At 63.1% G+C, this 12,034-nt stretch carries 8 protein-coding genes and 1 pseudogene; 5 read left to right on the plus strand and 4 right to left on the minus strand.

Annotated features, from left to right (window positions below; genetic code table 11):
- Positions 1 to 151: 151 nt before the first annotated feature.
- The 3 genes and pseudogenes from MBR110_RS21050 to MBR110_RS21060 form a co-directional block, all read right to left on the minus strand.
- Positions 152 to 1,602 (minus strand): annotated as a pseudogene (locus tag MBR110_RS21050) (IS1182 family transposase).
- A 114-nt stretch (positions 1,603 to 1,716) separates the two neighbouring features.
- A complete protein-coding gene (locus MBR110_RS21055) occupies positions 1,717 to 2,337 on the minus strand; it encodes a LysE family translocator (RefSeq protein ID WP_014723897.1) in 621 nt (206 codons plus the stop codon).
- A gap of 150 nt (positions 2,338 to 2,487) precedes the next feature.
- Entirely contained in the window at positions 2,488 to 4,380 is a 1,893-nt protein-coding gene (locus MBR110_RS21060) for an SAM-dependent methyltransferase (RefSeq protein ID WP_059460568.1), read from the minus strand.
- Between the two features lie 436 nt (positions 4,381 to 4,816).
- Here MBR110_RS21060 and MBR110_RS21065 point away from each other — a divergent pair, with 436 nt between their 5' ends.
- From MBR110_RS21065 to MBR110_RS21085, 5 genes are all read left to right on the plus strand, one after another.
- Positions 4,817 to 6,052 (plus strand): MFS transporter, encoded by a 1,236-nt coding sequence (locus MBR110_RS21065; protein ID WP_045577767.1) that lies wholly within the window; start codon positions 4,817 to 4,819, stop codon positions 6,050 to 6,052.
- 61 nt (positions 6,053 to 6,113) lie between these two features.
- Positions 6,114 to 7,040: a LysR family transcriptional regulator gene (locus MBR110_RS21070; protein WP_230946548.1), complete on the plus strand. Its 927-nt coding sequence runs from the start codon at positions 6,114 to 6,116 to the stop codon at positions 7,038 to 7,040.
- 88 nt (positions 7,041 to 7,128) lie between these two features.
- Positions 7,129 to 8,658, plus strand: coding sequence for an amidase (locus tag MBR110_RS21075; RefSeq protein ID WP_059460571.1), 1,530 nt, complete (start codon positions 7,129 to 7,131; stop codon positions 8,656 to 8,658).
- Positions 8,659 to 8,666: 8 nt separating this feature from the next.
- Positions 8,667 to 10,028 carry a D-serine ammonia-lyase gene (locus tag MBR110_RS21080; RefSeq protein WP_059669133.1) on the plus strand — a complete coding sequence of 454 codons (1,362 nt, stop codon included), beginning with the start codon at positions 8,667 to 8,669 and terminating at the stop codon, positions 10,026 to 10,028.
- Between the two features lie 236 nt (positions 10,029 to 10,264).
- Positions 10,265 to 11,089, plus strand: coding sequence for an alpha/beta fold hydrolase (locus MBR110_RS21085; protein ID WP_059623234.1), 825 nt, complete (start codon positions 10,265 to 10,267; stop codon positions 11,087 to 11,089).
- 248 nt (positions 11,090 to 11,337) lie between these two features.
- Here the strand turns inward: MBR110_RS21085 and MBR110_RS21090 are convergent, their stop codons facing one another.
- Complete coding sequence (locus MBR110_RS21090) at positions 11,338 to 11,721, minus strand: hypothetical protein (protein ID WP_014723903.1); 384 nt, start codon at positions 11,719 to 11,721, stop codon at positions 11,338 to 11,340.
- Between the last annotated feature and the right edge of the window lie 313 nt (positions 11,722 to 12,034).

A 12,034-nucleotide genomic window follows, 5' to 3' on the forward strand; every position in this document is an offset into this window, starting at 1 on the left:
GCAGTCGACTGACCGCTTCTGGCCGAGGCCGTGTAAAAACGCGCAGAACGGCCGACCGATCCCTCCTCGGCGGGAGCACAGTTGCGTTAGGACGTGACGCAGGCAAATGAAGTGATCATGTTTTACTGGCAAACAGCGTCGGCGCGCGCATTCACGCGCCTGCCAGCTTCATCGCTCGCATCGTCTTTGCGAACCCGAGAATCCTGATGACTCGCTTGAGGTTGTATGCCAGCACGTGCAAACTCATTTCAGCGGCGACATGGCCAAGTCCGCGCGTCTGGAAGTGCGTCGCCCCCATCCAGTGCTTGAGTGTGCCGAACACGTGCTCGACCGTGCGCCGTCGCATCGTCATGGCATCGAGCTGGCGATCCAGCCTGGACTGCATCGCCTCGAGCACCGCTGCGTGTTCCCATCGTCGAATACGCCGGTAGTCAGTGGGCGTGCACCGGTTCTTTATCGGGCATTTCGGGCAAGCGCTGCTCCAGTAGGTACGCAGGGCCACCGGAGTTTCGCGCTCGACGGAAGTAAATCGGTAAATCGCCCGTTGCCCCGCTGGACATAGGTATTGGTCGTCTTTGGCGATGTAGATGAAGTCGGCCCGATCGAACCGTCCATCTGCCTTTGCACTGGAGGTTTGTGTTTTTGGCACCAGCGCTGCAATACCAGCGTCATCGCATGCTTTGATCTCCGTGCCGCTGTAATACCCGCGATCGGCCAGCGCCTTGAGCTTCTTCTTGCCCATCGCTTCACGCGCGGCTTTGGCCATCGGGCTTAGCTGAGCGCGGTCACTACCGACGTTCGTCACTTCGTGTGTCACGATGAGGTGGTGCTTCGTATCAACAGCCACCTGAACGTTGTAGCCCACCACGCCTGTGCACGTGGCTTGCGACATCATCGAACGTGAGTCGGGATCAGTCAGCGAACCCTGTTTTTCCGGTAAATCATTCAACAGTTCCGCGGCCCGATCCAGATCGCGCATCTGCTCGCGCAGCGTCTCGATCTTTTCCCGCAGCCGTTCGGTTTTCGCTTCGACCTCTGCGGGTTGCGTGCGATCAGCAGTTTCCAGCGCATCCAGATAGCGCTGGATGCTTTGCTCGATCTGCTCCTGACGCTTTGCGATCTTGTTGGGCGTGAAGTTGTTATCGCGACTGTTGACCGCCTTGAACTTGCTGCCGTCGATGGCAACGACTGCTTGCGTGAACAGCTTCAGGTCGCGGCATATCACCACGAAGCGGCGGCATACATTGCGAATGCCGGCGCCATTGCTGCCCGTGAACTCGGCAATCGTCTTGAAGTCCGGCGCGAGGCGACCGGTCAGCCACATCAGTTCGACATTACGCTGGCACTCGCGCTCCAGACGTCGGCTCGACTGCACACGATTGAGTAGCCGTAGATGTAGAGTTTGAGCAGAACGGACGGATGGTAAGACGGTCGGCCCGTGATCGCCGGCGTGGTGCCTTCGAAGCCCATGGAAGCCAGATCGAGTTCGTCTACGAATGCGTCGACGATCCGCACGGGATCGTCTTCAGCGATAAAGTCTTCGAGACACTCCGGCAGCAACGTGGCCTGATTGCGGCTTGCACCTTCGACGAATCGCCCCATCTCCGCCTCTCGCGCTAACAGGTTGATTCAGTCTAGGCGATCGCGCGGGTTTTGACACACCCTCGGCCGCTTGCGGGCAGCCGTGGTCGGCAACCGCGATGCCCGATAACCGGGCTATCGATCCAGCGCGAGCTTCGCACCCAGACCGAGCAAGACAGTCCCCATCACGGCATCGATCGGCTTGCGTATGCGCGCGTAACCCACTTGCACGCGCTCGGTGGAAAACAGAATCGCCATCGCGCCGAACCACGTCAGCGAGACTGCCGTAACGATGGCCAGGGTCGCGCCGTGCACCCACAGCGGGGCATGCGCCGGCAGGACCGTGATGAAAAGGCTGCCGAAAAACGCCGCCGCTTTCGGGTTGGTAAGTCCGACCAACAGACCTCGTCGATATGCCTGCCCGTCGCTCTTGGCGGACTGCGCATCTACCTCGGTTTGCTGCATCGGTTTTCTCAACCCGGCGAGCGTCTTTCCGCCGAGATAGAGGAGATAAACCGCGCCGGCGATCCGAATGACTTCATACAGCCACGCGAGCTTTGCGAGGATGAGCCCAAGGCCGAAGATTGCGAGCGCCGCCCATAACGCATGTGAAGTCGAAATGCCGGCAGTGGCATAAAGACCGGCCCGTCGTTTGGCAAGTGCATGCGACGTGACGGCGATGAGGTCGGGACCGGGGCTGACGCAGGCCAGAAGCATTACGCCGCCGACGGCGGCGAGTTGGGCAACGTAGGTCATATAAGCGCTGTAGCCTTTGAGAAAACCATGACGGGCGGACTCACTCTAGCACGGCCAAAATGGGCTAAACCGGCTCAATAGCCGTCGCATTCAAATGCATGCTTCGTCTTGACGCTTATCGGTATCGAACTCCCCACGCACGAACCGTTCTCAAACCGTCGCAAGAATCAACCGCGCAGGCGTCACCCCGATGAGCAATCCGTCGTCGCGGTTCGCCAGATAGCGCTGGTTCAACTCCTCCGGCGTCCACGCATTGATCTGGCCGAATCCCAACGCACTCAACTTCTCGGCAATGACGGCCGGTTCGAAAAAGGTTTTCCACGGCTCGCCGCGCTCGGCGAGCCGCGCCGTAAACTGCTCCATCGCGATACGCATGATCGTCGGCAAGCCCGAAAGCGGCGTCACGTACTCGAACAGCACGGCGCTGCCTTTCGCGCAACCGGCGATGAAGCGCAACGTGTCGATGACCGCCTCCTCGTCGAGATACATCGTCACGCCGAGCCAGCTGAAAACGGCCGGCGCATCGGCGTCGAAACCCGCCCGCGCCAATCCCTCCGCCAGCCCGACGCTTTCGAAGTCGACCGGCACGAAATGCAGCGACGACGGCACCGCGATGCCTGCCTCGCGCAAGCGAGCCTGCTTCCACGCCTGCGTTGCCGGCAAATCGACCTCGAAGATTCGCCCGGGCATATCGGGATGCCGAAACGCGCTGGTATCGAGCCCCGCCCCGAGAATCACGTACTGACGAATGCCGCGTTCGACGGCCTCGCGCCACACGTCTTCGGCCAGCCGGCTGCGCACGATGACCGAGCTGCGCATGCCGACCGACGGCGGCTCGCGGAATCGGTCGAGATTGTCACGCAGCGCCTGTGCTTCGGCGGCGCCGAGGATCGGCAGCGCAACGGGATCGTCGAGCACCAGCGGCCGATCGAGCAGTTGATGTGCGGCGCGCTGCGTCGCGACCATCAACGCGCTCGGCTTCGGGCCGCCGTCGACTGGCGACATGTCGCGGCCGGCGAGATGCGCGGCGTTCAGATACGCGAGCAGCGAATCGTCGAGGCCCACGCCCAGTTGCAGATCGGGCTCGCGCATCAACGCATCGCGCACACGTGCCTCCAGCACCGCGTCGTCTCCGCAAAAGCTGTCGCGGAACAGTTGCTGCCAGCGCCCGACGATCGCCTGCACCGGCGCGGCGCCGGGGTCGACACCGGCTGCCATGTTCGCCCTCAGCTCGACCACCAGCGCCGGCCATGCGCGATGCTTCGCGCTCGCGAACTGACGACGGCGCACCTCGTCGGCCTGCGCCGGACTGAGATACTTCGCGAGCAGCGCGCAGCGCGCGTGCATGAAGGCTTCGTCGATCCATTCCAGCATCTCGACGGTAATGCCCACGATTTGCCGCGCACGCGGCTCGCGCAGTTGCATCAGCATCAGCTTGGTCGCGAGGTCCGGGTCATTGCGCGTCATCCGGACCACGAGCCGGATCCAGCGCCACGCCAAAGCCTGCGCCGCATCGCTCGCGGTGGGCAACGCGTTCTGCATGGCAACGCGGACCTCCTCTATCAGCGCGGCCCATGCCGGATCCGACGGCGCCGCCGTCTCGGGCCCGGATGCCAGCAACGCATCGAGTTCTTCGTCATCGAGATGCTTTTGGTACATGTTCATCAGCTCCAGAGCGTTCATCCAATCGGCGGCGGCGATCTCGCTGCCGGCGCAAACCATGTCGACGATGTATTGCAAGCGACGGCCAAGGCGCTGCGCGCGCAGCGCCTGCGCATTCAGCTCTGCGATCTGTCGTTGCAGCAGTTCCAGCGGAACGCGAGCCGGGTCGCCCTCGAGGCTCGCCTTGATGTCCGGCAGCGAATACCCGAAACGTTTCAGCGCCTCGATGCGATGCAGCCGGATCAGGTCATCCTGCCCATACAGGCGCGCGCCGCCTTCGGTACGCTGCGACGGCGACAGCAGCCCGATCGCGTCGTAGTGGTGAAGCGTACGGACAGTCAATCCCGCCTTGTTCGCGAGTTCGCCGATTTTCAGTCGCATTGCTTTCTCGATCGTCGAGGGTCAACGTTAAAAGCTGACGTAGCGTCAGGTGCAAGGGGAATCGACGGGTTGGGGGCATCGCTCCGGCCCCCAGCGGTCCCTCGTTGCGCAGCGTGCATCGTGCCATGACAGACGGCGCCGGATCGCGCCGATGCGCGAGCTTGGCGAAAAGGTGACGAAACGCAGCCCAATATACAGACTGTCGCACCGCAAGCACGGCGAAGCACGCGCGTATCTAGGGACCGGTCACGGCGGGCAGTAATTCACTCCGCCCCGTCGCCGCGCTTCTCGGATGAGTTTTCGCGAACGGAGACATCGGAATATGTCACTTGTCGGCACATTTGCGGCTGCTTACGATCGATTCGACTAGTCAAGGCGGGCGCGCTCGGCATGGCCGACGCGAGCCCGGTCTCTTCTCTATCGACAGGTGCCCGGCATGATCGACCCGAACAAGAGCAGACGCGCCAGCTTCGCGGTATTCGCGCTGCTCTATCTAGGCTATTGCATTTCATACATCGACCGCTCGGCGATCGCGCTCTCGCTCGTTGCCATCGGCAAGGAGTTTCATGTCGGCTCGGCCGCGCTCGGCGTCGTCATGAGCACGTTCTATATCAGCTATGCCGCCATGCAGATTCCCGGCGGCTGGATCGCCGACCGCTGGGGCAGCAAGAAGGTCATCGTCGTCTCGGTGGCATTCTGGTCGCTGTTCACGCTGATGACCGGCCTCGCGTGGTCGCTCGCCTCGCTGATCGCGATCCGTTTCATCTTCGGTCTGGGCGAAGGCGGTTATCCCGGCGCGGCCGTCAAGGGCGTCACCGAATCGGTGGCGCGAGCGGATCGTCCGAAGATGTCCGCGCTGCTAATGTCGTCGAACTACGTCGGCAGTTTCATCGCGCCGCTCGCGATCGCACCGCTGATTCTGCTGCTCGGCTGGCGCCATGCATTTTTCGTTGCGGGCTGCGCCGGCCTCGTGTTCGCGCTGTTTTATCTGTTCGCCGTGAAGGATACGCATCAGAAGCGCGATTCAAATGGCCGCGCCGCGCGCATCGACGGCGACGCGACGCGCGCGCTGCTCAAGATGCCGCTGATGTGGAAGATCCTGTTGACGTGGTTCGGCATGGGCATCGTCAACAAGGGGCTCGACGCATGGATGCCCGCGTATCTGCTGACCGAGCGCCACCTCGATCTGAAGGCCGTCGGCATGCTGACACCGTTGCCGTTCGTCGCGGCGAGCATCTCGACCGCACTCGGCGGCTGGATTCTCACGCGCTGGTTCGATGGTCGCGAGAAGTGGCTGATGGCCGCGTGCTGCGCGATCTCGGGGTTCTTCCTCTACCAGATGTACACGGCGCAAACGGTGACGGGCGTGATCGCGTACCAGTCGATCGTCTACTTCTTCAAATCGTTCGTGTTCGCAGGCGTGTTCGCGTTGCCGGCCAAATTCCTGCCGACCAATCTCATCGGCACAGGCGCGGGAATGGTCAACTTCGGCGGGCAGGTGGCGGGATTCGTTGCGCCTGCAATCATTGGCCTGCTGGTGTCGGCGACGGGCAACTACGACGCCGTGTTCGGCTTCCTGATTGTGGCAACGGCGTTTGCGCTCGTCACGAGTCTGTCGATTCGTCTGGTGCCCGAAGCCACTCCGCACGTGGGCGCGACGAAAGAAGCCTGATCGCTCGACGTCGGCGACAGGCGCTATGATGAAGCATCACGTGTCATCACATCGATCCATCATGAGCGCCCGCATTCTTCAGGAAGCCGCCGTCCGCTACTTCCTCGAAGTGGTCAACACCGGCTCCGTTGCCGACGCCGCCAGTCGTTTGAACGTCGTGCCTTCCGCCGTGAGCAGGCAAATCGCGCGGCTCGAAAGCGAGCTCGGCACGCCGCTGTTCGTGCGGCGATCGCGCGGCATGGTGCCGAGCAAGGCAGGCGAAATGCTCGCCGCGTATGCGCGCCGTTCGCAGCTCGACGCGGAGCAGATTTCTCTGGAAATCGACGCACTGCGCGGTGAAGCCGAACGCACGATCCGCATCGCCTGCACGGAAGGATTCGCGGCCACGTTCGTGCCGCGCGCGATGGCGGTGTTCCGCCGAACCGTCGCCCCGGCGTCGTTCGAGGTCGTGGTCGACACGGCCGCAGGCGTCACTCAGCGCGTGCGCGAAGCCGAATGCGATGTCGGTCTGACGTTCAGTTTCGGACCGGAAAAAGACATCAACACGGCGTTCTCCATGCCTTCGCCGATTTTCGCGATCGTCGCGGCGTCGCATCCGCTCGCGCGGGTGCCGCAGGTTTCGTTCCGTCAACTGCTCGCTTATCCGCTCGCGTTGCCGGGCGTGCATTCGACGCTGCACAAGCTGATCGATATCTATTGCAGCCGCGAAGGCGTCGCATGCAAGAGCGTGCTGAGCAGCGCAACGCTCGAAACGCTGCTCGGCTTCACCATCGCCAGCGACGCCGTCACGTTCAGCGGAGAACTGTTTGTGCGGCCGCGTCTGGCATCGGGCGAGCTGGTCGCGTTGCACGTGCCGGAACTCACGACGAGCGAACGCGCCATCGAAATCCAGACGCTCGCGCGGCGTGCGTTGCCGCCGCTTCTGGACGCGTTTATCGAGCACTTGAGCCGCGAGCTCGCACCTGCCGCACGCGTTGAGCAAAAGTGAATCCACGTTTCGATATTCATCACTGGTCGCTGCCTTTCTCGTCGTCTACATTGGCGCTCTGTTGCATGACCGTTTAAAGGACCGCCCGATGAGCGACCGCCACGAACTCACCCGCCATAGCGCCGTCGCGTTGCGCGCGCTGTTGCTGGCGCGGGAAATCTCCGCTGTTGAACTGCTCGATGCCTGCATCGCGCGCATCGAAACGCTCAATCCGTATGTCAACGCGATCACGGCGACGAGTTTCGAACGCGCACGCCGCGAAGCGCGCGCCGCCGACGCCGCGCTCGCACGCGGCAATGCCGTCGGTGTACTGCACGGATTGCCTGTCGGCATCAAGGATCTCGAAGAAACCGAAGGCCTTCTGACCACCTACGGTTCGCCGTTGTACCGCGCAAACATTCCCGCACAGGACAACACGCTGGTGCGCCGGTTGCGCGTGGCAGGCGCGATCGTGGTCGGCAAGACCAACGTGCCCGAAATGGGCGCGGGTGCGAACAGCTTCAATCCGGTGTGGGGCGCGACGGGCAATCCATTCGATCCGCGTCTGAATGCGGGCGGTTCGTCGGGCGGCTCGGCAGCGGCGCTTGCGCTCGATATGGTGCCGCTCGCATCCGGTTCGGACACGGGCGGCTCGCTACGGATTCCGGCGGCCAAATGCGGCGTGGTCGGTTTGCGCACCTCGCCGGGGCTCGTGCCCAGCGATCGCAAGCCGCTCGGCTGGACGCCAATTGCCGTGGTGGGGCCGATGGGTCGCACCGTCGAGGACACGTGGCTCCAACTCGCCGCGACGGTCGGGCAATCCGGGAGCGATCCGCTCGGTTATCCGTGCGCGCTCGACGCGACGATGGAACGCCGCGCGCACACGGATCTCGCGACGCTGCGTGTGGGCTACACGGAAGATTTCGGCGTCTGCGCTGTCGATGACGATATCCGCGCCGTGTTTCGCCGCAGGATCGCGCTGCTGCGCGGCGAAGTGGCCGTCTGCGAGCCGATCGACGTCGATTTCTCGGGCGCGCATCAATGCTTCGACGTGCTGCGCGCGGAAGCCTTCGTCGCGGGTCTGCAAAAAGCCTACGAGACGAATCCCGATCTGCTCGGGCCGAATCCGCGCGCCAACTACGAAATGGGCATCAACCTCGGTCTTGCCGATTGCGTGCGCGCGCATGCCGACCAGACGCGGCTGTTCCGCCGCTTCCAGACGCTGTTCGATCGCTACGACGTGATCCTGTCGCCCACGACGCCTGTTTCGCCGTTCCGTTGGACGCAGCCGTATCTGAAATCGGTGAACGGCATCGCACTGGAAAACTACTATCGCTGGCTGTCGCTGACCTATGTCGTCACGCTGACGACGAATCCGGCCGTGTCGCTGCCGTGCGGCGTCGATCATCGCGGCATGCCGTTCGGCTTGCAGATGATCGGTGCATTTCGCGGCGATCTTGCGCTGCTCGACGCGGCACGCGCATTCGAAACTCTCTTCGAGTCGTCGGACGAAATGCGCCGCCCGATTCCCGATGTCGCGAAATTGCGCGCATCGGATGTCGATCTCCGTTCCATCGTCACGCATCCGCCGGTGCTGGACGCCGCGTCGTCCTCCCACGCTTGCGCTTCGGCAGTCTGATTTTGCCCATGACCGATTCCATCTACGGCAAGCCACTCGAATCCTGGCTTCGCGACTACCCGCTTCTGCGCCCATTGATGGCGCTCGAGCCGGTCGAGTGGTTCAACCCCGCCGTCGCGCCGCTGACCGAAGCGCTCGATGACATTGCGCTGGACGCCTCGCATATCGCCGATGCGAGCGCGCGCCTGCAACGCTTCGCGCCGCTGCTGGCCGACCTGTTCGCAGATGTGTGCGACACGGGCGGCATCATCGAATCGCCGCTCACCGACGTGCCTGCGTTCGCGCAGGCATTGAGCGAACGTTACGGCGTGGAAACGCCGCGGCGCCTGCTGCTCAAGCAGGACAGCCATCTGCCGATCTCCGGCTCGATCAAGGCGCGTGGCGGCATCTATGAAGTGCTCTTCTACGCCGAGCAGCTTGCGCTGCGCCACGGCTTGCTCAACGACGGCGACGATTACCGCGTCCTCGCCGGCGACGCATGTCGCGCGCTGTTTCGCGAGCACCGCATCGCGGTCGGGTCGACCGGCAATCTCGGCATGTCGATCGGCATCGCGAGCGCGACGCTCGGCTTTGCGGCGACCGTGCATATGTCCACCGATGCGCGCCAATGGAAGAAGGACCGCCTGCGCGCGCATGGCGTGACGGTCGTGGAGTATGCGGGCGATTACGGCGAAGCGATCGAGAACGGCCGGCGTCTTGCGGCTAACGATCCGATGTGCCACTTCGTCGACGACGAAAATTCGACGACGCTGTTCCTCGGCTATGCGGTCGCGGGTGAGCGCCTGAAGCGTCAGCTCGAAGCGTCGAACGTGCGTGTCGATGCGACGCATCCGCTCTTCGTGTATCTGCCTTGCGGCGTAGGCGGCGGCCCGGGCGGTGTCGCGTTCGGCTTGAAGCTCGCCTTCGGCGATGCGGTGCACTGTGTTTTCGCGGAGCCGACCCATTCGCCGTGCATGTTGATGGGCGTGCTGACCGGCTTGCACGAGCAGCTTGTGGTGCAGGATTTCGGTATCGACAACGTGACGGCCGCCGACGGCCTCGCGGTCGGACGCCCTTCCGGATTCGTCGGTCGTGCGATGCAACGGATGATCGATGGCTATTTCACCGTCGAGGATCGCGAGCTATATGCAATGCTCGCGCTGATGGCGCAGACGAGCGACATCCGGCTGGAGCCGTCGGCGCTGGCCGGCGCGCCGGGTTTCGCGCGCGTGTCGACGGAACGGCAAGGTTACCGTGCCCGCATGCAGCTGGACGACTCCGTGATGCGGGACGCGACGCATGTGATCTGGGCAACGGGCGGCGGTATGGTGCCGGAAGCTGAGATGAACGCATATCTGCAGGCCGGGCGGCAGGCACTGGCGGGGTCTTGATTGCGGCTTCGAGGCTATAAGCCGACGACACTGGATCGGGCGCCCGGCCGGTGGCCCCGTGCTGTTTTTTCAGCGCTTGCGCTAGCGTCGTTCAGAACATTTCAGATTGCTGCTCTGCTGCCCAACCTATCATTGCTGCACAGCAGCCGGAAGCGTCGCGCGACGCTCTTCATATCGATGCGCGGAAAGCCGGTCCATGAAGCGAAAGGCAATTCCCATCTGAAGGAGCGAGCAAAATGAGCCGGATTACGACGCCTGACGGTACTGAAATCTATTACAACGACTGGGGAACCGGGCAGCCAATCGTGCTGGTTGGCGGGTGGCTGGTCAGCGCCGACATGTGGGAATACCAGGCGCACTTCCTCGCCAGCAACGGCTTCCGCGTCATAGCGTATGATCGCCGCGGCTTTGGACGGTCGAGCCAGCCGTGGTCGGGCTACGACTACGACAGCCTCACGAGCGACCTGGACGAGTTGATTCAGCAGCTGGACCTCAGCGACGCCATTTTGGTCGGCTACTCGATGGGCGGCGGAGAAGTTGCACGATACATCGGTACGCGCGGATCGAAGCGTATCGCCAAGGTCGTTCTTCTCAGCGCGACGACCCCGTTACTCATGGCAGGGGCCGATAACCCGGCGGGCGTTCCCCGCGACATTTTCGACGGGTTGCGTGCCGGCGTACTCCATGATCGCGCCGATTTTCTGGTCAATTTCGGTCGCGCCTTTACGGGAGCCGATCATGACGCGTCGGTGGTCACGCAGGCGATGCTCGACTGGACATTCGATATGGCAATCACGGCGAGCATCAAGGCAACCCATGACTGCATTGCATCGTTTTCCGAAACCGATTTGCGTCCCGACCTGAAAAAATTCGATATCCCCACGCTGGTCATCCACGGCGGCGCCGACCCCGTTGTGCCAATCGACCTTTCGGGCAAGGTGTCTGCCGAGCTGATTCCCGGTGCGAGACTGGTTGTCTACGAGGGCGCCTATCATGCGTTGTACTACACGCACAAGGATCGCCTCAATCAGGACATATTGGACTTTGCCCGATCGTCGTAGGACTGCTGCCGCCGCTTCGACATGGCTCAGGCAAGGGCCGCAAGCCCTTGCCGAACGCGATCGCGATGCATCCAGCCCACCATACGGATGCCGACGCGGAAAACGGGCTGCGGAAAGCGGTTGGTCGCGCAACCGGAACCGCCGGCGGTGCGATCGTGCGGGAGCTTCGTATCATTGCGGCGATCGAAGCATTCCCGTGCAACGTACATCTCCGGCGTCAGACCTCAGAACCGACCACCGAACCGCGCTCACAAATCTCCCCGCACCTCCCCCGTTCCCAGCGCGCTGCGCCGCCGGTTGACTTCGGCCCAAAGCTCGTCGCTGTCGTCGTTGCGCAATACGACGATCCAGTCGAGCTGCTCGTCGGTCACGTCGAAGTATTCGCAAATCTCCCGGCGTACCGCATCGACGAACTGCGCGTATTCGGGCGTCGCCTGCGCCCGCGCATGCAACGCGTCGTATTCGGCATCGTCGACGCCGCCGCCGTGGTCGTCGATATAGCGCGAGATCCACTGATCCAGCTCGCGGTCGTAATCGGCCTCGGCGCGCATCGCTTGCACAGCCGTATAGAAATCCAGTTCGGCAAACGCGGCGATCGCCGCCGTTGTCGCCTCGTCGAAGGTAGTCGTCATGCCATCTCTCGTGTTGATCGTCGCGCATCATCGCACGGGGCGCACGCCTGGGGACGCGCGCGCTCCGGTATGCCGCCCATCGCGGCCGCCTGCGCGACAAAACGCATATTTTGCCGCACTCCACGAACCTGAGCGCCGACACGAACGCCGCTCGCGAATAGCCGATAATGGCCGCAGCCGCTGGCAGAAGGCAACGCGGCGCACGCCCGCATGGTCGGCACGTGTACCACCCCACCGGCTTACATTGCTCGACCTGAAACACGCGCGCGCCCGAACCGTTGCCGCCATATCCGCCCCAGCCGATTGTTTGAAC

The organism is Burkholderia sp. MBR-1 (assembly GCF_013822785.1).
Taxonomy (GTDB): Bacteria; Pseudomonadota; Gammaproteobacteria; order Burkholderiales; family Burkholderiaceae; genus Burkholderia; species Burkholderia vietnamiensis.